Below are 24319 nucleotides of genomic sequence, written 5' to 3'. Positions count from 1 at the left end.
AGTGGGTGGTCCCTCCCCTATTTCCCAACAAAAAAAGGCAGAGCGTCCAGCAAACGCTCGACCCTCTACCTATTTCTTATTATTTTCCCCAGTGCTCCGCGATGAATTCAGTGCGGCCGGAACGGGCACGGTTGTCCGTGTAATGTTCTTTTTCTTTTATGTAATAATCTTGATGGTACTCTTCTGCCCGGTAGAAGGTTTCTGCGGGACGGATTGCTGTGACGATGGGTTTAGAGAAAATGCCGCTTGCCGCTAGGTTGGCTTTTGATTTCTCAGCAATTTCCTGTTGTTCTTCTGTGTAATGGAAAATGGCAGTTGTGTAAGATGAGCCGCGGTCGTGGAATTGACCTTCTGCGTCTGTTGGATCGATTTGTTGCCAGAATACTTCGAGCAACTTATCGTATGAGAATAAGGCAGGATCAAAAGTGATTTCAACGACTTCTATGTGGCCGGAATCGCCTTTTTTCACGTCTTCATACGTTGGATTATCGAGATGTCCGCCCATATAACCTGATACGATGTCTTGGACGCCTGGCCATTCTTTAAATGGTTTCACCATGCACCAGAAGCATCCACCTGCAAATGCAGCTTTTTCAAACTTTTTTTCAGTCATTGTCAATATCTCCCTTCATTATATAGCGCGTGTACAAAACGCCTCTTTTAGTAGACCGGTACCCATCCTTCTTGTGTTACGAAGATGCGTGCAGCTACTACTTTGCGATCAGCAGCGAGTGTGAAGTAGTGGCGGATGTTTTCCGGAACGGAGATTAAATCGCCTGGGTTAAGATGCACTTCAAAGAAACGGTCGTCTTTTCCTTGGATGATGAATACGCCATGTCCACTGACAATGTAACGTACTTCATCGTCTGTATGATGGTGTTCTTGTTCGAAGTTTTTCAGAAGCTCGTCCAAATTAGGTGTCGCATCTGATAGTGAGATAATGTCTGCCGTTTTATAACCGCGGCGTTCTGAAATGTCGTCGATTTCTGTTTTAAAAGCCTTTAAAATCTCTGCTTTTTCTTCATCCGTTAAATTGAATTTTTCACGAAGGTTTTCGGGTAGCTTTGCGATATCCCAGTGCTCATAAACGACTTCTTGTTGCTCTAGAAATGCTGCAACCTCTGTGTGTGTTTCAATAACTTCGTTTGTTCCTTGAATTGTAATTGTCGCCATTTTACTCATCTCTCCTCTAATCGATTTTTGGTTTTTATTTACACTTGCACATTTAAGCGGGCTTCAATGATCCGAATACAGTCATGGAAATTAGTGAATGGGGAATAAGGAATGTTCAATTCCTCGCATTTTTCAATTAAGAAATCCCTAGCAATGATGATATCGGCAAGCTTTGCCGCTTCTAGGTCTGTAATCGAGTCGCCGATGACAATGCTCGTTTGCTGCTGGGCAGTGTTCTCGCGAATAATCGTCGGCTTACAGCAACCGCAGCCTTGATTTACACAGTTTGCATCACATTCATGCGGGAAAAGGATGTTGATGTGTTCCCCTGTAAAATCGCTTTCGTTGCAATAGACTTGATCGAATGGACCGAATGGTTCAAGCAATGGATGGATAAAAAAGTCGATGCCGCCACTTACGATATAGAGCGGTATGTTTTTTTCACGGGTAAACTGAACAAATTCACCAAAACCTTCCCTGATTTCCGCATCCTCCAAAACGAACGACACGATTTGTTCTTTTTGGGAAGTGGGCAATAGAGCAAAGAGCTCTTTGACCCCTTTTTGAATGGACACCTTTTGCGCCATAATATCGTCCTTGATCTCTTCCCAACCAGCGGGAGCGAACTTGTCCATAATATTGATAATATTATCTTTCATCGTAATGGTACCATCGAAATCACAGAAAATTACTGGATTGAACTCTGCACTCATCTATATGTCCTCCTTGCCTTTTATCAATAAAACCTCTTCTATTATATAAGAAGAGGTTTTATTGATACATCTTCTTATCTACAACAACACATAGCGAGAAATAGCCTAGTGTCCCTCTACCTAGATAAGAAATCTCGTATTTTTTTCAATTAATTGTGATTATTTCATCTACCCATAACTTTGTCAATCAATGCCTACCCGACAGTGGTTTTATGAGGTAACCAGCGAAGCTTTTTCCTGCGCCTTTCGCTCTTCCTCTTCCGGTATACGAATGAATTTCACGATGATCGCACTCACTACATAGAGGGCACTGAAAATCCACACGACCCCTTCCGCTCCAACTAACCCGATAAACGCCAAAGCGATTGCTGGTGCTACGAATGTAGACAGACCCGCGGCAAAGTTCAACACGGACATTGCCGCGCCTTTATCCTCACCTGCAACGGATGGTACCAGGGCACCGATTGGAACGTAGCCCGCTACCAAGCCACCCCAGATGAATCCAACAATACTCGTCATGAGAATACTACCATTTGTAATCACTGGTACATAGAACAGAAGTGGCGTGAATATCGCGCAACCGATTCCACCAAACCAAATGATTGTGTTTTTCCAACCGAATTTATCCCCAATGAACCCGAACACTAAATTGAAAATGATGTTTCCTAAGAAAAACGTTCCCCATAATTGCAGCCAAGCACTTGTTTCAATGCCATGTTGCGCCATATGCATCGGTAAGAATACTGGGAATCCATAGACACTTAAACTATTGATAACACGGACAACCCCACCTGCAGCAACCCGTTTGTTTGTTTTCAAAATGGTGATACCCTTCAATAATTCCGTGACCGCTTCTTTTTTATTCGCGAGTTTTTTCTTTTGGAACTTGTCTTTATTGAGTACTAAAGCAAAGAATGCACCGAGACATACCCAGAAAATAGATGACCACATTGTATTGATGTAACCGAGATACTGGATTGCGTAACTTGAATAGTATGCGCCCAGCACCATCATTCCCGCACAAAACGCAAACCAGAACCAACCAACGGCAGAACTCAATTTGTTTTGTGGAGTTTTATAAATGACCCATGTCAAGAAGGAATAGGCAAACAATGGATAACCGAAACCTTTAATGAAATAAGTGAGTAGCATAATCGGATAATTCATCGTTGAAAAACCGAATGTGATAAACCCTGCGGTACCGACAATATAAACAGCTAAGCCGATTGCCATTGTACGTTTTGGACCAAATACCTCTACACAGACGCCTGAAAACCAAGAAGACAGCGCGATCGAGATTCCGTAGACCGTGAAAATAGCAGCTGACTGTTGAATGGTTAACCCGCTTTCAATTAGAAACGGACTTAGCCAACCAGCTTCAATTCCGTCTCCCATCATGAACAGCATGACTCCGAAAAAACCCCATCCTAAATTTTTCGTAATTCCAATTCTTTCTAACATACTGTTCTCTCCATTTCTATTTATAAATGCGGGACAAATTGACTGAAAAATAAAAAAACCCTTCCTGTAAAGACAGAAAGAGTTGGTGGCATACATCGCTAGTGCAATGTAAATATGCTTTACCCTTTCTATCTCTCAAGCTACGCTTGCTGGATTTGGCACAATTATGTTGCCGAAGTTTCATAGGGCCAGTCCCTCAACTTCTCTCGATAGAAAAAAACTATGAAATTGGTCGAACAGTGTCGGAAGTTAAACTAATGAGTTAACTGTATAGAACAATTAATCTTAAGTCAACCACTTATTCAAACTTTCTAAAAAAATAGTTTGGTATATGGTATACTTTCTACCATGAATCGTTTGTTTTAGTCAATTTCATAATAGAGGATATAGTAATAAAATCCGAACAAGGTTGATTTACACTCCAGGCGGACGCTTTCCGCGGGCACGTCTTCAATCTCCTCGTCACTACGTTCCTGCGGGGCTTTCAGATCGCGCTATTCCCGCTGGAGTCGCCGCCTTACGTTACAATCAACGGAACTCAGCTATGCAAACGAAGATTCGATTATTTTAGTTAATGTTAGAGTTTTCAACTAAAATAAGAAATTATAAAATTGATTCATTTGAAAGGATTTTTGCTATGAAATCTTTTATTGATATAGAAAATGGGGTTGTCCCCTCGGTTTGTGCGCTTGATTGCCCAGACCAATGTGGATTGCTTATTCATAAAGAAGACGGGAAAATCGTTAAAATTGAAGGCGATCCCGATCATCCCATCACAAAAGGAAGTATTTGCAACAAAGTTCGACATATGACTGAACGCCTTTATGACCCAAAAAGGATTACTACTCCTTTAAAACGCGTCGGGGAAAAAGGCGATGGACAATTCGTTCCAATCAGTTGGCAAGAAGCCATTACAACCATCACAGATCAATGGAAAAAACTGATTTCGGAAGAAGGTCCGGAATCGATCCTTCCTTACAGTTTCTATGCCAATATGGGGAAACTCAGTTCCAAAGGGATGGATCGCCGTTTCTTCAACCGCCTTGGTTCGAGTCAACTGGACCGGACGATTTGTTCAGTCGCTGGTGAGGTCGGCTACAATTACACGATGGGCGGGCGTTTTGGAACAGATCCGGAAGAGATGACGGAAACGAAATTATTTGTTTTCTGGGGCATCAATGCCGTCAGTACCAATATGCACCAAATCATGATTGCACAAAAAGCGAGAAAAAACGGTGCTAAAATCGTCGTCATTGACGTCCATAAAAACCAGACCGGACGCATGGCTGATTGGTTCATCCCCATCCTTCCCGGAACTGATGGAGCGCTTGCACTCGGAATCATGCATGTTCTTTATAAGGAAAAACTGGTCAATCAATCGTTTTTGGAACAATATACAATCGGCCACGAAGAGCTCGGCGAGCATGTATTGCAGCACTACGACCCGCAAACGGTTTCCGCCATTACGGGCGTGCCAGAGGGAGATATCTATGAATTGGCGCGAATGTACGGGACCGTCTCCCCTTCGATGATTCGCATCGGCAATGGGCTGCAGCATCATGATAACGGCGGCATGATGGTCCGGACGATTTCCTGTTTGCCTGCTTTGACAGGGCAATGGGCATTGAAAGGCGGAGGGGCGCTCAAATCGAATTCCGATTATTTGACGCATAATACTGCCGCACTCGAACGTCCCGAACTTCAGGTAGTGCCAACGCGCAGATTCAATATGAATTTATTGGGACAAGCATTAATGGAGGAACAACAGCCGATTCGCTCTTTGTATGTCTATAATAGCAACCCCGCCGTTGTCGCACCGGAAGCCAATAAAGTACGGAATGGCTTAGCCCGTGAAGATTTGTTCACAGTTGTCCATGATTTATTTTTGACAGACACTGCCTTGTACGCGGACATTGTTTTGCCAGCGACATCCGCTTTCGAAAACACGGACATCTATACGTCCTTCTGGCATCACTACATTCATTTGCAGGAACCCGTCATCGAAACTTACGGGGACAGTAAATCCAACCCGGACGTTTTCAGATTGCTGGCGCAAGCAATGGGCTTTGACGATCAACCATTTCTAGACAACGATGAGGAAATGGTTGACCAAGCGTTAAGCAATTTGTCCAACCCTCATTTATCCGAAGTGTCGTATTCTGCTTTAAAGGAAAAACGCTATATGAAAGCAAGTGGTACCGGCGATTTCTTGAACAATTTAAAGACACCTAGTGGAAAAATCGAGTTGTATTCGGAACAGATGAAGTCAGCGGGATTCCCTGCCCTGCCTACGTATATCCCGATTATTCAGGATTCCGATCATCCTTTACTTTATGTACCGGCAATTAACCATAACTTCATGAATACGATTTTTTCGAACAATGAAAAACATATCAAGCTCGAAAAAGTGCCTAAGTTGTTCATGAATCGACTAGATGCGGAAAGTCGAGGAATCGAAGACGGAGCGGCTGTCCGTATATGGAATGAGCGCGGTGAATGTGAGTTTACTGTTTCTGTCGGCGAGCAGGTTCTTCCTGGCGTTGTTGTCAGCCAAGGGATATGGGGAGATCAATCGGGTCATAAACGTCTGGTTAATGCATTAACGCCGGATCGGATTGCGGATATGGGCGGCGGCGCAACGTTCTTCTCGGGGCGTGTTGAAGTGGCGGGATTATAACTAGAAGTGTGGATTGGAGATTGCTTTGCGCCTTGGGATGCCTCTGGCCATGAGCGAGGGCACTAAAAAAGTCCGACTTCCTTCAATCCCGTTGATTTCCGTTCCGAGCGGACGCTTTCCGCGGGCACGGCTTCAGCCTCCTCGTCACTGCGTTCCTGCGGGGTCTTCAGCTCGCGCTATTCCCGCTGGAGTCGCCGCTCTCCACTACAATCAACTAGTTCTTATTATAAAAAGCACATTTCGTTATCAGGGATAAGATCTGCAGCCCATAGTGAATCTTTCTACAATGAAATTTGTATTAAATAGTAATCACATTATAATTTCAGTCTATACATCTCAAAATCACTTTCAATAATGTACACTCCAGCGCAGGCGCGGCAAAGGGGTAGCCGAAGCCGTGAGACTGGATGCGTAGCGTTAATCCAGGCTCAGGGCCAGAGGCATCCCCAAAGCGCCAAGCGGTCTACAATCTACACTCTGAATTAGGCGTAGCTACCCCTTCGCTTAGATTATATACTGGATTTCTAATTTCATTCTATATAAAAAAACGAGCCTCTCGGGATTATCCCAGGAGGCTCGTTTTGTGCTTATACTGACTCGACAACGCCCCATTGGTCGATGGCGCGCTTCAAAGGTTCTGACGTTTTTGCTGCTTCTACGAGTGAAACTTGTTTGACACTTGCGTCAATCGCCGCCCGGAATGCCTTGGCACCTTGCGTCGGTCCATCTGGATGGCCAAATATTCCGCCCCCAGCATTGACGACTAGATTATCTCCGAAATCCTTCAGCAATTGCGGCACCATGCCTGGATGAATTCCAGCGGATGGTACTGCAAATGTTTTTTCGAAGCCATTGTCTTCTATCAGCGCTTCATTGATTGCCAACGCATCGAATTTCGAAATGGCGACATTGCCATAAGGACTTGGGAACAAGGACAGATCTCCGCCGATGAGTCGCGTTAATTTCCCTACCAATAACGAGTAAGAGAATCCGCCACCTGCTTGTCCTGCTAGAACGCCCGATAATGCGGAATGCGCAACAATCGGCAAACCGATATTGTTATTTTCACGCAGCGTTTGAAGTGCATCTAGCCCATACGCATGGACGTTGAATAATAACGCGTTCGCGCCGAGCGCTGCTGCCTGTTCTGCCTTGTCATGAAGCTCATTCGTCCGCCCCGATAAGTTCACTGCATACAATGCCCGATTTCCTGTTTTATCATAATGCCGATCGATAATGTCTTTTGCTGTTGTAATTCGCTTATAAAACGGTGTTAATTCATTCTCAAAAAGAATTTCATCGTCTTTGATGAGATCGACACCGCCTGCTAGCAATTCTTCTAGTTGAGCGGAGAAAAAGGACAGATCCCTTCCCATGACCCCTTTGAATATGGCTTTCAGCAATGGGCGATCCATCACATTCAACTGCTCTCGAATCCCTTTTGTACCGAATCGTGGCCCCGGAAATTGTGCAAGCAATTGTTTGCCAAAATCCAAATCGATTAATTCATAGCCTTCAAAGAAAGAAAGCTTGCCGTAGACAGTCGTGAAGATCGCGGGAAGATCTGCCGAATAGTTAGCGGATGGATAAAAGATTTTCACCGTATCCTTCACTTCCCCTTTTTCCACAGAAACGACTTCACCTTTATGGTGCTTCAATTGCTGCTGTTCAAGATGCGGAATGTCTGTCCAAGACCCAATTGTGAGCCCGAGTGCATGTTGCTCCGCTATTTTTTCTTGCTCTGGATGTGTCGGAAATAGATAAGTGGCTGTAACTCCCATTAAAATTCCTCCTTGTGACTACTGTCGATGAACCAGCTCTCCAATTCTTCAAGAGAGCGTATTGTATTACGGTTAAGTATCAAATACTTCCCGAGCTCCAACACTTTTTTCCTTCTGGCCATACGTTTTTCTTCATCTTCTTCATAATTTAAATCGTCAATTTGTGCAATACCAATAGAGCGGCGGACCAATTCGCAGCCTGCATACCCTAGCATATCGGTAAAGTTCTCATCCATTACATGCGTCAGGAAGCCGTCGAGTTGTGTATATGGTTCATTGGATTCTTCTCTCCAAACTTGAGCGAATGTATCGGCGTACGCATACCAAGCTTCCCGCGCTTGTTCATAGCGCTTCGTTTGAAATTCAGGATGTCCGATTCCATTTAACAACAAGCTTGCGATAAAATGCCCCATGTCAAATCCGAACGGTCCAAAACAAGCAAACTCGGTATCGAATACAACTGTTTTGTCTTCACCCATAAAAATGGCACCACTATGTAAATCACTATGGATGAGCGCATCCGCTTTCGTCATAAACTTATGTTTTAATTTCGCCACTTCTAGCTTTAACTGGTGGTCTTGACTTAGAAATAACACATCATTTTTCAAGCCTTCTTCAAAGAAATTGCTGTCATGCAAATTGTATGGACAATCGAAAGAGAGCTCTTCCGTCATTTCCCGCATAGCCGGATTTGTAAAAGAGGCATTCAACTCTTTCTTTAGTTTTGGATCCAGGTAGAAATCGGACGTATAAAAAGTGGTCTTCGCACTGAATACGCCTATGTCTTTCGCAAATACGGTAGATTCCGTCCCATTATTCAAAGCCGTGCGTCCCATTTCCATCGGATGCATGTCTTCCATCACAACAATTGCCATGATTTCATCCAAAAGATGCACTTTCGGAACAGAACCGGGAATGATGTTATCGTATTCCTGTAATACTTTCGCTTCGAGAACGACCCGGTCGATTGGGATAGGCATTGACTCTCCTACAATCCTCGCGTAAGGTACAGCCTGCTTGAGTATCAAGCTCTTCTGTTCCCCCGTTAATCGATAAACATGATTGATCTTCCCATCACTTACTTCCGTCACAACAACTTCTTCTTGTTCACTAAAGAAGCCACGCTTTTTAACATACATCACAATTTCATCTAATTCTAAGAATGCATAGGTTGCCAGTTCCTGTTGACTACTTGATATATTCATGTTTTATCCTCCTTCTGCATCGTCTATGATGATAAAAAAACCCCTTCAGTTAAGAAGAGGTTTTTCACACAACTTCTTATCTTTCAGCATAAATGCTGTAAGAATTAGCACCGTGCTCAATTGAGTCGGTTGCCGGGCTTCATCGGGCTTTTCCCTCCGCCTGCTCCTGATAAGAGTATATTTATTATTTTTAATTACCATTAGATTCTCACAATGTTATATGAAATTATAGCATGACTTTTACCCATTGTCTATTTAATTGAAACCCACCAAATAGTTAAAACACTGACTATATATTGCTATTTTCTAAACGTTTTGTAAATCAAGAGATTCAGTTATCTAAATTGTAGTATAATTAATGAACGAATAAAATATGTGGAGGCTTTAACTAAAATGACTGAACAATTTAATGAGTTACATAAAAGTGAAGTACTTTCAACATTACAAGCGGAAGAATTTGATGTATTAATCATCGGGGGCGGCATTACGGGGGCCGGAATTGCCTTGGATGCTGCGAGTCGCGGCATGAAAACAGTGCTTGTGGAAATGCAGGATTTTGCTGCTGGGACGTCCAGCCGTTCTACAAAAATGATTCATGGCGGCTTGCGATACCTGAAAAACCTTGAAGTGAAGATCGTTGCGGAAACAGGCAAGGAACGGGCGGTTGTCTATGAAAATGGACCCCATGTGACGAAGCCCGAGTGGCTGCTTTTGCCGATTTATAAGGACGGATCAATGGGTAAATTCAGTACCTCTATCGGTTTACGCGTCTATGATTTCTTGGCGGACGTGAAAAAAGAAGAACGAAAAAGCATGTTGACCAGAGAAAGAGCGTTGCATGCGGAACCTAAACTTAGGGCTGAAGGGTTACTTGGGGCTGGCCGTTTCGTCGAATACCGATCGGATGATGCGAGACTGACGATTGAAGTGATCAAAGAAGCTGTCAGTCAAGGCGCTACTGTACACAATTATACAAAAGTGACCGATTTTATTTATAATGAAGGAAAAGTTACAGGCGTATCCGTAGTTGACCAATTAAATGGCAAAACTAGTGAAATACGTGCAAAAACAATAGTGAACGCCGCCGGTCCATGGGTGGATACATTGAGGGAGAAAGACAACTCCTTGGATTCACGGGAAATTCGTTTGACGAAGGGCATTCATCTCGTTTTTGACCAAAGTGTATTTCCTTTGAATCAGATTGTTTACTTTGACACGCCAGATGGCCGGATGGTGTTGGCGATCCCACGGGATGGGAAAACGTACGTCGGGACGACAGATACTGATTACAAAGGGGACATGGTTCATCCCCGAATGACCGTAAACGACCGCGATTATTTGATGAACGCAATCGCTCTCATCTTTCCAAAGTTGACCATTGCGGCAAGTGATATTGAATCCAGCTGGGTTGGGCTACGGCCTTTGATCAATGAAAAAGGTAAAGGGGCATCCGAAGTTTCAAGGAAAGACGAAATTTGGGAGTCCGCTTCGGGGCTAATTACCATTGCTGGAGGAAAACTGACTGGCTATCGAAAAATGGCGGAAACGATTGTAGATGTCGTCGCATCAAAACTCAAAACAGATACAGGTACAATATTTTCTTCGTCTAGCACGAAGAATATGCCCATTTCAGGCGGACACGTCGGAGGTTCAAGGAACTTTGAAACGTTCATGTATCGGAAAATCAAACAAGGCATAAAGCTCGGATTGGATCAGGAAAGAGCTCAGTCCCTCGTGAAAAAGTATGGCTCAAATGTAGATATCCTTTTTGATTTATTACAGAAAAACGAGCAGGCGGCGCAGGATTCTGGGCTACCCGTCTACCTCTATACGCAAGTCCTTTACTCGATCACAGATGAATTCGTTCGTACGCCCGTTGACTTTTTCTGGCGACGTACGGGCGCATTACTGTTTGACATTCAATGGGTGAACGAGTGGAAAGTGCCCGTCATCGAAATGATGAGCAAAGAGCTTGGTTGGAGTGACGCGCAGAAAGCAGATTTCCGTGCTGACCTTGAAAAGCATTTGAATTATGCGACTGTTCCGGTTGAGGGGGAATAGTTTAAATCGGATATACAGAAATAGCCTTCTCCAGGTAGATTCTAACCCGTTCAGTTCTATGGTACAAAACTTAAAATAACTCCGCAAATAACAATACAAATTTCTCTGAATCAAAGTACAAATCAGCATTGCTTTTAGCAGTGCTTTTTTTATGTTTATTGAGAGGTTTCTGTAATAAATTATAAAAAATGCAGCGGATGAACCTCCCACGACTGAAGTCACGGGTTTCAGGGTTGGTGCTATCGCACATTGACCACTTGGGGCTGGGAACACACAGCCGCTATACCGTTAGCGAATGCTTTCGGCACTACTTTTCTTAGGATGTTTGCTGCACCATTCACATCTGCATTTATTAATGTTTTACTTTTTGCACGGTAAATACCGCGCTTTAATCGTTTTCCACTGAAAATGTGATTTGTATTATTCCCCGATTTATAGGTCGGAATAATGTCTTCATCTACAAAACTCGCCTGAGATGTGTAGCTTTCTTCAGTTACAATTACTGAAATACCCTCGGCATTCGCTTTGTAAGTGATTAAATCTATTAGCAATGAGTGTGGTACTTGGACAAAGTTTTGATTGTTTCTTTTCCCTAATTCTATTTTTTGTTTCCAACCCACATTCTTGCCAATAACAATTGCATCAATGTTTCTTTCCACGGCTATTTTCACGATATTGAAACTAACTTTATGGAAAAAGTCTTTGATTTGTCTGTGTCTTGCGGAATCTAATTTCACTAATTTTTTTGAATAGAAATGACCTTCTTTTGGTTTTTTTCCATTACGAAGAGCTGCGTAGAAGTAAGCACGCATTTTGTTGTACCATTGATTGATGGATTTAACTTTACCGCCTTTAAAAAGGACTGGAACGTGCTCTGTATTAAAAACTAGCGCTGCAATGTTATCAAGACCTAAATCGATGCTCATGCATCGTTCCATTTTGGTAGATATTTGTTTTTTCACTCGACTAAAAACACTAATTCAACAGTAAAACAATTGTGCTTGGGTATGATTCTCACTTGTTGAAATTTACCGTTGAAATTTGCTAACTTACCGATATTTATTTTTCTTTTGGTTTTTGGAAAGCTCAGGAATTTACCGTCTTTAATTTTGCAAATTTGATTTGAAAGTGTTGATTCTTTCCTGCTTCCTTTTGGTAGGTAACCAGGAATAGAAGGTCTTCCTGTATATTTTCCTGGATTCTTTTTGAAGTCTTTCAAACTTGCGAAAAAACTTGTCCAATTTTGCACGACATTTCTAAGAACCTGTTGATTTATCTGACCTGGTAGTGAATAATAGTCTTTTTGTTTAATTGTTTTAAATAAACAATCCAGAAAATTGTAACCTAAGAAGGACTTTTCTTTTGAAGGCAGCTCAAATAGATTTACCTTTATTTCTATTTGTTCATCTCTTGGTTTCATTTGTTCTTTTTCTATTCTTTTTAGATAAGCTTTTTGTTGAATGACATTCATTTTATTGATGTTATCAAGAACTATTTTTATTACTTCTTGTTGTAAAGGTTGTAATACACCTTCATTGTTTAAAGCAGTATAAAATTGCCTGATAAAGAAGTTTGTCGTGTTATATAGGTTATTACTATTTAGACAAAGTTCATCGAAATAAGTATACATTTTATGGCCATTTTTAATGTTGATTTGAAAAGTTCGATATTCTTTATTCGGCTCCATAGTTCGTCACCTGCCTTCCTAAGAATATTCTACCGAAAAGAACTGGTGTTCGTCTAGCGATGTCGCTTTAAAACAAAAAAAAGAAAGCCAATTCATCCCACGACTGAAGTCACGGGTGTTCTTGGCTTAATCATAAAATGGTACAATCCTCGAAAGTTAGAGTGAAAAATTCTAACTCTCGGGGATCGATACAACCTCTGCGTTTTTCTGTACAATTTTATTGTCTAAAGGTATGCGATTTACCTTGATATTAACCTTATGAATTCAGTTCTTCAACTTAACAACAGAACTACAATACCCCTACATACCAAAACCTAAGCCGGCCACACAAACAAATGAACAATCGTTACCATAATCGCACACGTAACGAACAGCAAGATGACTAGTGGAATCATAAATCTTGCCCATTTCAGCCAGGAGATTCCTGCAAGTGCCAACCCGGCCATCAATCCGCCGTTGGTAGGGTAGAAGGCATTCGTAAATCCATCGCCGAATTGGAAGGCAAGGACAGCAGTTTGTCTGCTGATTCCAACTAAGTCTGCGATTGGCGCCATGATTGGCATCGTTAATGCTGCTTGACCGCTCCCGGAGTTGACTGGCAGGTTGATCAGGAATTGAACAAAGAACATCCCGACAGCTGCCACGCTGGATGGGAATTGACTAGCTAGATTCGATAAGCCGAATACGATGGTGTCGATGATATTCCCGTCGTTCAGGATCACTACAATCGTATAAGCAAAGGACACAGCGAGCGCACCTTCCATTAAATCCTTACATCCGTCTGTAAAGGCGGACGCCATTTCACTCGGCTTCATCCTCGAAATGATTCCAACGACCACTCCCATTAATAAGAACAACCCTGTAATCTCTTTAAAGAACCAGCCATAATTGATAATGCCAAAAGGTAAGGCGACGAATGTGGCTGCAAGGACTAATAAAATGACAATATGCTTGTAAGATAAACGGTTTTCGATCGTCACTTCATCGAAATTTTTATGTTGGTCTTCAAAGTATACGAGACTTCTGGTTGGATCCTTCTGAACTTTTCTTGCATACAGCGTAAGGTAGGTAGCACCAACGATGGTAAGAATAATCCAGCAAAAGATCCGTACCTCCATCCCTGAGAACAGTGGCAAACCGATAATTCCATGGGCGACCCCAACATTATACGGATTTAAAAATCCACCCGAGTATCCGATTCCGACACCTAGTATCGGCACTGCAACCGCAATAATGGAATCAAAACCTGCCCGTAAAAGCAGCGGGAGCAGGATAATAATATAAACCATTGCTTCGGAACCTAGTCCGAAACTCGCTCCGGCTAATGAAAAAATAGTGAATAGAATCGGAATCAGGATAATCTCTTTCCCGTGCATTTTTTTAATGAGATGATAGAGGGCCGTTTCAATCGCCCCCGTTTTGCCTAAAATACCGAATACGCCACCGGTAATAAACAGCAGGAATAGAATGCCTGATGCTTGGGTCATACCGTCATAAAGGGAATTGAAAAACTCCAAGAACCCTGTTGGATTCCCTTCTGTCTGTTGGTAGGTACCGTTCACGACAATCTCTCTACCATCCTCATTTGTCGTTCGTTCATATTGCCCGGCCGGCACAAGATATGTGATGAGCGCGGCAAAAATGACCATACAAAACAAAATCACAAGAATGTGTGGCGGTTTTTTAGGTTGTTTCTTTGTTTTTGCTGTATTTGTCTGAAGCTGTTTTTTCTCTGCCATGTAACTAACTATCCTCTCTGACTGAAATATCTATGCTAGATTTTTGGCGTAAGCACCAAGGTCTTGAATCACATGACATGTACATGCAATCCCATTTAAAAAGTTATCGATTATTATATTTTCATTTGGGGAATGATTTCGTTGGTCGAAATTCGCATAAGGCACGATAATCGACGGTATCTTCAAAATTTTGGTCCATACATAAACCGGAAGCGAACTCCCCAAACTTGGCTGGATAATCGGATCCTTCTCGTACGCATTCGCTACCGCATCCGTTACGACTTGGACAATCTCGAGGTCAGCAGGTGTCCTGGACGGTTCCATGGATACTAAATGTGTCACTTCAACACCTGGATCGTGCTTTTTGATGTGGTTTACGATTTTGTTGAACACATCAGCAGGATCCTGATCCACGACAAGACGGATATCTAACTTCACGGAAGCAGTAGAAGGGATGATGGTCTTCACGCCTTCACCAGAATACCCGCTGGAGATTCCTGCGATATTGAATGTCGGTTCCATTGTTAGTTTATGGTAATAGGTTTGTCCGTCCATATCAAGCTGCGGATAGCCGATTTTTTCACCGATATCTTCTGCGTCAAAAGGTATGATTTTAAGCAGCTCTTTTTCGGTAGCTGACGGCTTTCGGATGTTGTCGTAGAATCCTTCGATTAACACGGTTCCATCTTTATACCGCATCGTCTTCAGCAAATTTATTAATCTCCAGGCAGGGTTAGGCACGATATTGCCAGTATTGCCGGAATGATTATCCCATGCTGCTTCGCTCGCCTTTATTTCGAGTTGGAGTGAGCCTCTTGCACCTAATAAAACAAGCGGGGCACCACTGTTATGAGCAGAACCATCTGCTGTATAAACGAGATCTGCGCTTAGAAGTTCTTGGTTTTCCTCGACAAACGCGGCTAAATGAGGACTTCCGTTCTCCTCTTCGCCTTCAAAGATAAATTTTATATTAATCGGTAATTCTTCAACTAGCTCCATATACGTCTTCACACCAAGCAGCGTAGCCATTAATTGCCCCTTGTTATCTCCAGTGCCCCGGCCATAGATTCTTCCATCACGGATTGTCGGTTCAAAAGGTGGAGAAATCCAGTCTTCAATCGGGTCTGGAGGCTGGACGTCATAATGTCCATAAAAAAGGACGGTGAACGCATTTTCGTCCTTGATCATCTCGCCGTAAACAACCGGGTGTCCGTTTGTCTCCTTGATGGTGGTGTTGATCCCGATTTCCTCCATTATATTTTTAAGAAGTTCGGCACATTCAGTGATTCCGTCATTTTGCGTGCTGATGCTTCTTTGGCGTATAAGTGTAAATAGTTGTTCCAAATACTCCTCTCTTTTACTTTTCAGGAGTTGTGGAAGCTTTTCAAGCGACATTTGAAGTTCCTACTTTCTTGAATTTAGCGATAATAAATTGATAGGTTTATTATCTGTTACTTTACCTTGGTAAAGTGATAAAATAATAAAGTAATTATATCGGAAGGTGTGCTTTTAGACAAGTGTTTTTAAAAGCCCTATGTCTGAAGCCTGCCGCTGTATTTGAGAAACGATTAATTTCCACTGAAACAGAGATATCCAATACCGATGCTTTAATGCAGGAATTCATAAGAGGAGAAGGAAAAATTTACTTACAGAAACAAAAAGCTGAATTATTTCCAGTCTTTTTTTTGTTGAATAAATACCATATCTTTCTTCTCTAATTCCCTTCAATTTGACTACTGAATTAGCAGCGGTTTTAACACGATACTTTCACCTTACAATAATTTCGTGTGTCGATTTGGTTGTTGAAACAGTTGCGCTTTGTTATTAAACGTTGATGCATAGGCATTTTAAAGACCGCAAATTCATATACGAATTAGCGGTCTATTTCGTGCTTTATTTTGAATTTCGCACCACAGAACTGAACGGGTTAGGGACATTCCAGAGAGGGCTATTTTTTGATTCGTTTCACAGGCAGTTATGCTTTAACCTACAACGCAAACTTGGTTTTTCCCATTCTCTTTTGCCTGATAAAGTGCGACATCTGCAGAATTGAATAATTCCATAAATTCCACTACTGTCCCTTTTCTGTTATCAGCCACACCAATACTTGCAGTGATTGAAACGAACTTCCCTTCGTGTTCCACTTGAATACTTCTAATCGTTTCCGATAGCTGCTCAGCTTTCTTTTTCCCGTCTTCCAGAGAAATATTTTTCAGAATAACGACGAATTCGTCTCCGCCAAATCGGCTCATTAAGTCCGTTTCTCTGAAAACCGTTGAGCAATATTGACTAATTTGCTTCATAACAGCGTCACCCACCAGATGTCCATATTCATCATTAATGAGCTTAAAGTTATCGATATCAAATGCGATACATACGATGCTTTCATTGTTCCGAGATGCTTTTTTAAGCCACTCATTCGTAGTACTTTCCAAATAGCAGCGATTGTAAAGTCCCGTCAAATAGTCCGTGTTGGCTCTCTTTTCAATGGTGGAAAGACCATGTTTGATTTCAAACTTAAGTGCCGCTAACGCTAGTCCACTATTGGTGATTTCATTGAGCACGCTGATGTATTCTTTTTGAACTTCATAGCCAAGTAATTTGTCATTCATGAGCTCGCATAAGTCGCATCTTTGTTCTTGTATGTCTTTCAATAAATTTAAATCATTTAAGCTTGATACTAAATCTTTGGCAGTGGTGTATGCATCAAATGCTTCCCTAAATTGGTTTTGCGCAGCAAACCATTTACCAAGTAAATAATAACACTGGGCCTTTTCCCTGATAAACGAGTCTAAAATTGGATGGTTGATCATCTCATCCACCAGTAGTTTCGAAGTTGTTAAATCCCCCAGACCAATATAAGCATTTGCCATGTTTAATGTGACCCTTAGTTCTAAAATCGGGCTTGCCGGTTGATGTAATTTCGCCATCTCAAGTCCGATTTCAGCCATTTCCAGCGCTACATTAAAGTTTTCTTCAACAATGCATATATGACTGTAATTGCTATATCCGTTGCTAACTAGATTGTAATGTTTTAATTTCTTACCCAAATGAATGCTTTTTTCGAGTGTTGCTTTTGCATTGTTGTAATCTTTGTTATAGGCATGGAGTAAAAAATACGTATTATATGAATGCAGTTTGTCGGTTTCATCGCCATATTTAGCACATAGTTCTTCATGAGCTTCGATGCTGTTAAAGGCTTCGGTAAAATCACCAATTGAGTAGTAGGCGGCGGCTGAATACGCATGAGCCGCGAGGACAAATTTAAATTCATTTAGCCTAAGCCCGTTTTCCAACAGATGGCGGCACCCCTCGATTGTTTCTTTGTATTTGCCTTCAGCTCTTAAAGTCGATACGTTTTCGAGTAGTAAATCTAAGTCTTTTTTCTCCATAACCTTCTCCTACTTGTCGAATTTTATAGTTTTTTGCAGACTTTGTCCTAATTCACTCAATAGTTCCATTGTATCATATTGTGGAATATTTTAGAAGTGCAGATTGTAGTTATTTTAATCTATTGAATAATCTAGTGACTGTTTTTTTAGATGAATCACTCATAGTTGAACAAGGCATGGACAGTGGTCAATAAAAACAGCTCCATTCCACAATTGAAACTGTGAATGGAGCTGTTGTTATTGTTATTGTTATTGTTATTCTTATCGCTCACACGCGATCAAATCTTTATCGCGATCACTTTTTTTGTTCAGATCATATACAGCTTTGGATACGAATGGAGCGTACTTTGTTTTGCCGCCTACATTTTTAACAGAGGCTGATCTTGCCACGCCGCCTTTATACACCTTGTTCAGTTCAGTACAATTTTTGTAGCTCACTGCTTTCGGGCTAGCTGCATCTACTTGCAACGCGTTAAATGAGAAACTGATGGCAATTGCAAGTGTAAGTATTGCTGTGAGTATCTTCTTCAAACGAACGACCTCCTATTCCATAATTCTATATTATCAGCTTTCAAGCGATATAGAAACCCTGATAAAGGAAATTCGATATATTTCTGGAAATTACCTACTTTTAACTAAACCTTGATGTCCAATGCCGTCTTAAAGCCCGATTATAAAACTTCCGGTTTGTTGGACACTTCCCTGTTAGTTGGACACTTCACCAATCTCTAACTTGCCTTGTCATCAAAAAAAGAGCTAGAGTCAAATACAAATTGTATTTGATGCTAGCTCTTTTGGAATAGCGATTATATTTTCTTTTTCTCTGTTAATTCTTTGTCGTCTAATTTGAATTCATCAGCGACATCATCGACGATGTCTTTCGTTGAATTCTTGAATTCTTTTAGTGTTTGTCCAACAGCTCTTCCTAATTGAGGCAATTTAGCTGGTCCGAAGATGATTAACGCAATCACTAAAATTATAATTAAACCGGGTACACCGATGTTTGGCATGAGTTGTTCCTCCTTTGAATTGTGGTGCATTTTATTCAGGTACGTACATCAGTATACCACTTTTTACACCCCTTGAGCTAAAATTTCCTCTTCATTTGCTCACTTTTTTTAATATGACCAGCTGAATACAAGAACGCTGATTTCAAATAAATAGATGAATGGAATATTAATTAGAAAAATTGAATTCGATTATCAGGGATACTATGAAGTTCACAGTCACACTATTTAGTCGCTTTCTCAACTCCGTTAAATGTTCGATAAGCGTATACTTTCTTCCACGCTTTTCATCATCCATCAAACCTTTTTAAGGTTTAATGTTTTCAAAAAATGGAAACTATACTTTTATTTCGCAAAAAAGACTTGAATTCATACTATTTAGATGCCAAGTGTAGTAGAATTAGAGTCGCTTAGACCCACCCGAATAGTATACATGCCAGTATTGATTTGTAAATAATACGACGCTTACTCGTAAAAAGTATAGAAGAATGTAATGACTACCTATATTGAAGGGCTACAATTGGGGATTCAGACATCTCATCTATTTTTTGACGGGTGCTTTATTATGATCTCTTGGACTGGGAAAAAGTACATAATTTGTGCTTCATTGTTTAGTTAGGTAAAAAATCAGTTGTCGTTTTAACACTTTGAATTTGGAGGTTTTATCATGTCAGAAAAAGAAAAAAAGTCCTTTGAAGGTAAAAAATCTTCGAGACGCTCATTTTTAAAGAATTCAGGATTAACGGTAGGCGGACTTGTTTTGGGTGGTGCTGTTGGTACCCTGTTGAGCAGCGATACAACAACAACAACAACAACAACCACAACAGCAGTGAAAGACTCAAGCACGCCTAAGCAGGCAGAAAACCTACATGTCGCTTTAATGTACTTTACGCCTGAGCAATACCGAACTACGGAGGCCGCAGCGGAAAGAATTTTCCCTAAAGATAAAAACGGTCCTGGTGCTAAAGAATTATTAGTTGCTTATTACATTGACCATCAATTAGCGGGTGCTTGGGGAATGGGCGCAAAAGAATACACATCTGGCCCCTTTTACCCAGGAGAGCCGACTCAAGGTTATCAAGGTCGCCAAAACAGACAACAAATTTTTGAAGTAGGACTAAAAGGTCTTATGGATCAAAGTGTGAAAAAATACGAAAAAGCTTTCGAGAGACTTTCAGCTGAAGAGCAAGATGCAATTCTTACTGACTTTGCTGAAGGAAAAGTAGAGTTAAAAGGAACGACTTCTACTGCCTTTTTCAACACTTTACGGTCTGCAACAATTGAAGGTGCATACTCAGATCCTTTGTACGGCGGTAATGCAGGCATGGAAGGTTGGAAGATGAAAAACTTCCCTGGTCACCAAATGAGCTTCTTAAATATTATTGAAGAAGAATTTGTAGTAGTAGAACCGATGGCATTAAACTCTCAACATAATCACTAATCAGACGTACCCAAAGATAAATAGCCCAATAAGGAATTTGTAATCATTTAGAGCTTTACGATTGAGGAGGAAATAGTAATGGTGAAAAAATTACCTAAAACAGATGTAGTTATTATTGGTGTTGGTTGGTCCGGCGGTATTATCGCTTCCGAGCTAACAAAAAAAGGGCTTAAAGTAGTTGGTTTAGAAAGAGGGAAAGACCGAAAAACAGAAGATTATTACATGGCGCATGACGAACTTAGATATGCGGTTCGCCATGAAATGATGCAAGACCTTTCAAAAGAAACAATCACTTTCCGTAATCATGACAAAATGCGTTCTTTACCAATGAGACAATATGGTTCGTTTTTACTTGGCGTAGGTGTTGGTGGTTCAGGAGCACACTGGAATGGTCAGAACTTCCGTTTTCTTCCTTATGATTTCGAACTGCGAAGCAAAACCATTGAAAAGTATGGAGAAGGTAAAATTCCAGCTGATATGACGATTCAAGACTGGGGCATCACGTATGATGAAATCGAGCCCTACTACGATCAATACGAAAAAATGGCTGGGATTTCAGGAGAAGACAATCCTTTAGGCGGAAAACGTTCAAATCCCTTCCCGACTCCAGCAATGAAAAAAACACAAGCTATGCAATTGTTCGATAAAGCAACAAAAAACATGAAGCTTCATCCATATGTTCAACCGTCTGCAAACCTATCAGAAAACTATACAAACCCTGATGGAATTTCCAGAGTGGCTTGTCAATATTGTGGATTTTGTGAACGTTTCGGTTGTGAGTACGGTTCAAAGGCAGACCCTAACGTTACTGTAATTCCAGTGGCAAAAGAAACAGGGAACTTTGAAATCCGAACACATTCAGAAGTGCGTCGTATTGTACACACAGACGGTAAAGCGACTGGCGTTATCTATACAGATATGACAACAGGTGAAGAATTTGAACAGCCAGCAGATGTTGTTGTATTAACAGGCTATGTCTTTAGTAACGTTAGACTTCTTCTACTTTCAGAAATCGGCAGACCTTACAATGCAACTACGGGTACTGGCGTAATCGGGAAAAACTATGCCTACCAAATCAGAAAAGGACGCGCAACTGGATTCTTTGATGAACAAAAGTTCAATAACTTTGCAGGTGCAGGCGGCTTAGGGATGATTGTAGATGATTACAATGGCGATAATTTCGATCACACTGATTTAGACTTTATCCACGGCGGGATGATTATCCTTGGGCAAACAGGACAAAGACCTATTGCCAATAACCAAATCCCATCGGGCACACCGACTTGGGGTGCGGAGTTTAAAGAAGCTTCGTTAAAATATACAAATGCTTCATTAACGGTTAGTGGTGAAGGTGCTTCAATGGCTTACAAACAGCATTTCCTTGACCTCGATCCTACTTATAAAGATTCATTTGGTGATCCACTGGTTAGGATTACCTTTGACTTTGAAGACCAAGACCGTGCGTTGACTAAGTTCTTAGCAGAGAAATGTGAAGCTATCCTAAAAGAAATGGGCGCAGATCATATAGATACGAGTAAAGAGCTTGGCCCATATAACGTTGCTGAATATCAGTCTACGCATAACACGGGTGGCGTAATCATGGGCGCGGATCCTGAAACTTCTGCGGTCAATAACTATTCTCAGATGTGGGACGTAGACAATCTATTTGTGGTCGGAGCTTCTTCATTCCCGCAAAATGCTGGATATAATCCAACAGGTACAGTGGGTGCTTTATCGTACCGTGCTGCGGAAGGGATTCTCGCATTCTTCGAAAAAGGCGGTCAATTGGTCGAGGGTAAAAGCGAAAATCAATTAGTCTAATGTTATAATTGAATGAGGCATTTACGATTGTAATTGTATTGTTCAAATTTTAATGGTTTGGCAAAACTCTTTCTCATTTTCGTGCATCCTATCATCTAGATAAGGAGGAATTACCATGCCAAGTATCGGCTTACCGGGTTTAATACTCATTTTAATACTAGCTCTTGTCATCTTCGGTCCTTCCAAACTACCTCAATTGGGGAAAGCGGTTGGAGAAACTTTAAAGGAATTTAAGACATCTACTAGAGATATCATCAATGATGAAGAAAAAGACGAAACGAAGTTAGATGCTAGTGAAACAGACGTTGAAAAGAAAATCTAATATAAAAGGCCAGCTATTCTTTGTGAATAGCTGGCTTTTTTGTATTTAATAAGGCGTGGAAATCTAATTGATGTCACATGGTGTTCGTAATTGAGAGAGTTGCAATTCGGAGTGTGGATTTTAGACCGCTTGGCCCCGAGTGAAGGTACTGAAAAAGTCCGATTTCCTTCAATCCCGTTGATTTCCGTTCCGAGCGGACGCTTTCCGCGGGCACGGCTTCAGCCTCCTCGTCACTGCGTTCCTGTGGGGTCTTCAGCTCGCGCTGTTCCCGCTGGAGTCGCCGCTCTTCACTACAATCAACTAGTTCTTACTATAATAAAGAACTTTTTCAGTGGCCTGCGCTGGAGTGTTCCATTATTGATAGTAATTCTGAGATGTATGCACTGAGATTATAATGTGATTACTATTTGATACTAATTTCATTGAAGAAAGGCACACTAAAGGATGCAGGTCTAATCCCCAATAACGAAATGCGCTTTCATAAAAGAGACCATCTAGCGAAGGCGCGTCTTCGTGGTAGCCGGAGCGATAAGACTGAAAGTGATCTCCTTTCCGGCTTATCGCGGGAGGCACCACAAAGCGCCGAAGCGGTATTAGCAGGATTTCTAATTCTACACACTGTATCTGGACTTTTATTAATCGCCTTCGCAATTCCCGATAACGAAATGCGCTTTCTAACATGGACCTTCCAGCGAAGGCGCGTCCAGTGGAAGCCGAAGCGATAAGATTGAAAGCGCACTCCTTTCCGGCTTATCGCGGGAGGCATCCACAAAGCGCAGAAGCGGTATTAGCCGGATTTCTAATTCTACACACTGTATCGGGGCTTTTATTAATCGCCTTCGCAATTCCCGATAACGAAATGCGCTTTCTAACATCTACCATCCAGCGCAGGCGCGCCTTCGTGGGAGCCGAAGCGATAAGACTGAAAGTGGTTTTCTTTCCGGCTTATCGCGGGAGGCATCCACAAAGCGCAGAAGCGGTAATAGCAGAATTTCTAATTCTCTCCATTTCTAACCTGAACCATCCAGCGAAGGTGCGTCTTCCTGGTAGCCCGATTTCTAATTACCCTTAAACAACCTGCTCCATACTCGCCTTCAATAACTTCTTTAACACCTGAGCCGCCTCAACTTTACTATTGAGATCTGGTGAAATCTCAATCTTGTAACGTCCTTCAGCGATCACTTGTTGAAGGTCACTGATCGTGTGACACTCCTCTTCAAGCACATTGACAATACTGCCATATTGCATCGATTGATGTGTATCACTGCCACCAACAACTGGGAGGTCTAGCTCTTCCGCAAATTGGAATACTTTTTCTACCGCAGCACTTATGCCTTGCTTGAACAAATCTTTCCCGTTCAAATCAAAAGCATCCAGTTTAGCTAACAACGCTCTATCTATATGGTGTAAAGGCGTGCTATCTCGGAATGGATGTGCGCCTATTTTGATGAAGTTAAACTCCGATGCCTCTTCCAGCAATAAATGAAACGGAATAAAATGACCTTTTTCGAGATAAGGCGTAAGTTTCGCATGAAGCCCACGTATATCTTCCTTTCTGCCAATGAAAAGAATATGACCCGTCTCCTTGATATCTACCTCCATGCCTGGAAAAACCTTAACGCCATTTACCTCGTAATGATCAAGCACATATGGGAATTCATTATCTAACGTGTCATATACATCATTAAATTGGTGCGTATTAAAATGCTCCGTAAGCGCAAACGCATTTAACCCGTTTTCCTTCGCTGCATTTACCATTTCAATGAAGTAATCCAAAGAAAAATGAACCTTTTTTGAAATCTTTCCGTGTGTATGAAAATCTATTTTCATCCTATTTTC

General features: G+C 41.6%; 18 protein-coding genes, 1 pseudogene and 2 riboswitches. Of the genes and pseudogenes, 6 read left to right on the top strand and 13 right to left on the bottom strand.

The window, feature by feature from the left end; translation table 11 throughout:
- Positions 1-79: 79 nt before the first annotated feature.
- From msrA to AC1TO6_RS14980, 4 genes are all read right to left on the bottom strand, one after another.
- Positions 80-613, bottom strand: coding sequence for a peptide-methionine (S)-S-oxide reductase MsrA (gene msrA / locus AC1TO6_RS14995; RefSeq protein WP_482102427.1), 534 nt, complete (start codon positions 611-613; stop codon positions 80-82).
- Between the two features lie 47 nt (positions 614-660).
- The gene (locus AC1TO6_RS14990; protein WP_482102426.1) at positions 661-1173 is read right to left on the bottom strand and encodes a 1,2-dihydroxy-3-keto-5-methylthiopentene dioxygenase; all 513 of its coding nucleotides are present in this window, start codon (positions 1171-1173) and stop codon (positions 661-663) included.
- A 38-nt stretch (positions 1174-1211) separates the two neighbouring features.
- Positions 1212-1886, bottom strand: a complete 675-nt coding sequence (locus tag AC1TO6_RS14985; protein ID WP_482102425.1) for a 2-hydroxy-3-keto-5-methylthiopentenyl-1-phosphate phosphatase — start codon at positions 1884-1886, stop codon at positions 1212-1214.
- A 210-nt stretch (positions 1887-2096) separates the two neighbouring features.
- Positions 2097-3347 carry an MFS transporter gene (locus AC1TO6_RS14980; protein WP_482102424.1) on the bottom strand — a complete coding sequence of 417 codons (1251 nt, stop codon included), beginning with the start codon at positions 3345-3347 and terminating at the stop codon, positions 2097-2099.
- A gap of 125 nt (positions 3348-3472) precedes the next feature.
- A riboswitch (SAM riboswitch) is annotated at positions 3473-3563 on the bottom strand.
- Between the two features lie 421 nt (positions 3564-3984).
- Between AC1TO6_RS14980 and AC1TO6_RS14975 the strand changes: the two genes are divergently transcribed.
- On the top strand, positions 3985-6024 hold the full coding sequence (locus tag AC1TO6_RS14975; RefSeq protein WP_482102423.1) for a molybdopterin oxidoreductase family protein: 2040 nt from the start codon (positions 3985-3987) through the stop codon (positions 6022-6024).
- A 587-nt stretch (positions 6025-6611) separates the two neighbouring features.
- Here AC1TO6_RS14975 and AC1TO6_RS14970 read toward each other — a convergent pair.
- A complete protein-coding gene (locus tag AC1TO6_RS14970) occupies positions 6612-7805 on the bottom strand; it encodes a 2,3-diketo-5-methylthiopentyl-1-phosphate enolase (protein WP_482102422.1) in 1194 nt (397 codons plus the stop codon).
- Complete coding sequence (gene mtnK / locus AC1TO6_RS14965; protein ID WP_482102421.1) at positions 7805-9010, bottom strand: S-methyl-5-thioribose kinase; 1206 nt, start codon at positions 9008-9010, stop codon at positions 7805-7807. The genes AC1TO6_RS14970 and mtnK overlap by 1 nt, the downstream gene beginning before the upstream one ends.
- Positions 9011-9083: 73 nt before the next feature.
- Positions 9084-9186: riboswitch (SAM riboswitch) on the bottom strand.
- A 217-nt stretch (positions 9187-9403) separates the two neighbouring features.
- Between mtnK and AC1TO6_RS14960 the strand changes: the two genes are divergently transcribed.
- Complete coding sequence (locus tag AC1TO6_RS14960; protein ID WP_482102420.1) at positions 9404-11071, top strand: glycerol-3-phosphate dehydrogenase/oxidase; 1668 nt, start codon at positions 9404-9406, stop codon at positions 11069-11071.
- 239 nt (positions 11072-11310) lie between these two features.
- Here the strand turns inward: AC1TO6_RS14960 and AC1TO6_RS14955 are convergent.
- The 6 genes and pseudogenes from AC1TO6_RS14955 to tatA (AC1TO6_RS14930) all read right to left on the bottom strand — a co-directional run bounded on the left by AC1TO6_RS14955 (position 11311) and on the right by tatA (AC1TO6_RS14930) (position 18899).
- Positions 11311-12758, bottom strand: a pseudogene (locus AC1TO6_RS14955) (RNA-guided endonuclease InsQ/TnpB family protein).
- Positions 12759-13072: 314 nt separating this feature from the next.
- A complete protein-coding gene (locus AC1TO6_RS14950) occupies positions 13073-14497 on the bottom strand; it encodes a YfcC family protein (RefSeq protein ID WP_482102419.1) in 1425 nt (474 codons plus the stop codon).
- 30 nt (positions 14498-14527) lie between these two features.
- A complete protein-coding gene (locus AC1TO6_RS14945) occupies positions 14528-15892 on the bottom strand; it encodes a M20/M25/M40 family metallo-hydrolase (RefSeq protein ID WP_482102418.1) in 1365 nt (454 codons plus the stop codon).
- 587 nt (positions 15893-16479) lie between these two features.
- Positions 16480-17889 (bottom strand): GGDEF domain-containing protein, encoded by a 1410-nt coding sequence (locus AC1TO6_RS14940; protein WP_482102417.1) that lies wholly within the window; start codon positions 17887-17889, stop codon positions 16480-16482.
- A gap of 261 nt (positions 17890-18150) precedes the next feature.
- Positions 18151-18420, bottom strand: a complete 270-nt coding sequence (locus AC1TO6_RS14935; RefSeq protein WP_482102416.1) for an excalibur calcium-binding domain-containing protein — start codon at positions 18418-18420, stop codon at positions 18151-18153.
- A 275-nt stretch (positions 18421-18695) separates the two neighbouring features.
- Complete coding sequence (tatA, locus tag AC1TO6_RS14930) at positions 18696-18899, bottom strand: twin-arginine translocase TatA/TatE family subunit (protein ID WP_482102415.1); 204 nt, start codon at positions 18897-18899, stop codon at positions 18696-18698.
- A gap of 664 nt (positions 18900-19563) precedes the next feature.
- Between tatA (AC1TO6_RS14930) and AC1TO6_RS14925 the strand changes: the two genes are divergently transcribed.
- The 4 genes from AC1TO6_RS14925 (at position 19564) to AC1TO6_RS14910 (ending at position 23552) form a co-directional block, all read left to right on the top strand.
- On the top strand, positions 19564-20337 hold the full coding sequence (locus tag AC1TO6_RS14925; RefSeq protein ID WP_482102414.1) for a gluconate 2-dehydrogenase subunit 3 family protein: 774 nt from the start codon (positions 19564-19566) through the stop codon (positions 20335-20337).
- A gap of 78 nt (positions 20338-20415) precedes the next feature.
- Complete coding sequence (locus AC1TO6_RS14920; RefSeq protein WP_482102413.1) at positions 20416-22158, top strand: GMC family oxidoreductase; 1743 nt, start codon at positions 20416-20418, stop codon at positions 22156-22158.
- 115 nt (positions 22159-22273) lie between these two features.
- Entirely contained in the window at positions 22274-22480 is a 207-nt protein-coding gene (gene tatA, locus AC1TO6_RS14915; RefSeq protein WP_482102412.1) for a twin-arginine translocase TatA/TatE family subunit, read from the top strand.
- Between the two features lie 706 nt (positions 22481-23186).
- The gene (locus AC1TO6_RS14910; protein WP_482102411.1) at positions 23187-23552 is read left to right on the top strand and encodes a hypothetical protein; all 366 of its coding nucleotides are present in this window, start codon (positions 23187-23189) and stop codon (positions 23550-23552) included.
- On the opposite strand, the gene AC1TO6_RS14905 is transcribed toward AC1TO6_RS14910, so the two are convergent.
- Entirely contained in the window at positions 23549-24310 is a 762-nt protein-coding gene (locus tag AC1TO6_RS14905) for a PHP domain-containing protein (RefSeq protein ID WP_482102410.1), read from the bottom strand. The genes AC1TO6_RS14910 and AC1TO6_RS14905 overlap by 4 nt on opposite strands.
- Between the last annotated feature and the right edge of the window lie 9 nt (positions 24311-24319).

The sequence above is a fragment of the Sporosarcina sp. Y352 genome, from assembly GCF_056786535.1.
The sequence above is the reverse complement of the archived record's forward strand: the minus strand, read 5'-3'. Positions and strand labels throughout refer to the sequence as shown.

Excerpts from the sequence above, each read along its gene's own strand:
- msrA (WP_482102427.1), bottom strand. The coding sequence starts at position 613 with ATGACTGAAAAAAAGTTTGAAAAAGCTGCATTTGCAGGTGGATGCTTC.
- AC1TO6_RS14990 (WP_482102426.1), bottom strand. The coding sequence starts at position 1,173 with ATGGCGACAATTACAATTCAAGGAACAAACGAAGTTATTGAAACACAC.
- AC1TO6_RS14985 (WP_482102425.1), bottom strand. The coding sequence starts at position 1,886 with ATGAGTGCAGAGTTCAATCCAGTAATTTTCTGTGATTTCGATGGTACC.
- AC1TO6_RS14980 (WP_482102424.1), bottom strand. The coding sequence starts at position 3,347 with ATGTTAGAAAGAATTGGAATTACGAAAAATTTAGGATGGGGTTTTTTC.
- AC1TO6_RS14975 (WP_482102423.1), top strand. The coding sequence starts at position 3,985 with ATGAAATCTTTTATTGATATAGAAAATGGGGTTGTCCCCTCGGTTTGT.
- AC1TO6_RS14970 (WP_482102422.1), bottom strand. The coding sequence starts at position 7,805 with ATGGGAGTTACAGCCACTTATCTATTTCCGACACATCCAGAGCAAGAA.
- mtnK (WP_482102421.1), bottom strand. The coding sequence starts at position 9,010 with ATGAATATATCAAGTAGTCAACAGGAACTGGCAACCTATGCATTCTTA.
- AC1TO6_RS14960 (WP_482102420.1), top strand. The coding sequence starts at position 9,404 with ATGACTGAACAATTTAATGAGTTACATAAAAGTGAAGTACTTTCAACA.
- AC1TO6_RS14950 (WP_482102419.1), bottom strand. The coding sequence starts at position 14,497 with ATGGCAGAGAAAAAACAGCTTCAGACAAATACAGCAAAAACAAAGAAA.
- AC1TO6_RS14945 (WP_482102418.1), bottom strand. The coding sequence starts at position 15,892 with ATGTCGCTTGAAAAGCTTCCACAACTCCTGAAAAGTAAAAGAGAGGAG.
- AC1TO6_RS14940 (WP_482102417.1), bottom strand. The coding sequence starts at position 17,889 with ATGGAGAAAAAAGACTTAGATTTACTACTCGAAAACGTATCGACTTTA.
- tatA (WP_482102415.1), bottom strand. The coding sequence starts at position 18,899 with ATGCCAAACATCGGTGTACCCGGTTTAATTATAATTTTAGTGATTGCG.
- AC1TO6_RS14925 (WP_482102414.1), top strand. The coding sequence starts at position 19,564 with ATGTCAGAAAAAGAAAAAAAGTCCTTTGAAGGTAAAAAATCTTCGAGA.
- AC1TO6_RS14920 (WP_482102413.1), top strand. The coding sequence starts at position 20,416 with ATGGTGAAAAAATTACCTAAAACAGATGTAGTTATTATTGGTGTTGGT.
- tatA (WP_482102412.1), top strand. The coding sequence starts at position 22,274 with ATGCCAAGTATCGGCTTACCGGGTTTAATACTCATTTTAATACTAGCT.
- AC1TO6_RS14905 (WP_482102410.1), bottom strand. The coding sequence starts at position 24,310 with ATGAAAATAGATTTTCATACACACGGAAAGATTTCAAAAAAGGTTCAT.